The organism is Streptococcus sp. HMSC070B10, assembly GCF_001808665.1.
In the GTDB taxonomy this organism is placed as follows: domain Bacteria; phylum Bacillota; class Bacilli; order Lactobacillales; family Streptococcaceae; genus Streptococcus.
Genome location: NZ_KV794172.1, coordinates 1 through 430 on the forward strand (window position 1 = coordinate 1; position 430 = coordinate 430).

The following is a 430-nucleotide window of genomic DNA, read 5'->3' on the forward strand; positions in this document are numbered from 1 at the left end:
GTCGTTTTTTTTCATTTGTTTATTCCCCTTTCCATGCGTCATTCATCTGCTTCACTGCTGACTCTACAAAGGTGTCTAGTTCCTTGTCAGTCATGCTGATGTTGTATTTTGTAAGCTCTGCACGGATTTTATCACGAGCCTGTTCCAGCTTTTCATCACCTTTAAAACCTGTTTCAGTGGCGACCTGCTCCACAGCGTTTACTGCATTTTTGGACAAGATTTCTAAAATCTTGATGGTCTTTTCACCACCTTTTTGAACCAGGTAGTCCTTGACTGCCTTAACTGTTACCCCTGCTAAAATAACAAGGATGCTGATTGCACCATTTGTGATGATTTCAGTAATTTGTTGCATTTGTATTTTCCTCCGCAATTTCTAAATTTAAGTATTTGTTAAATAGGGCATCGATGCGCCCATTCCCTCCAAGTTTCT

Annotated in this window: 1 protein-coding gene; it reads right to left on the reverse strand. The window is 40.0% G+C overall.

Going from position 1 to position 430, the window contains the following annotated elements; translation table 11 throughout:
* Nucleotides 1-19: 19 nt before the first annotated feature.
* Nucleotides 20-352, reverse strand: a complete 333-nt coding sequence (locus HMPREF2613_RS04990) for a phage holin (protein WP_070479416.1) — start codon at nucleotides 350-352, stop codon at nucleotides 20-22.
* Nucleotides 353-430 lie beyond the last annotated feature (78 nt).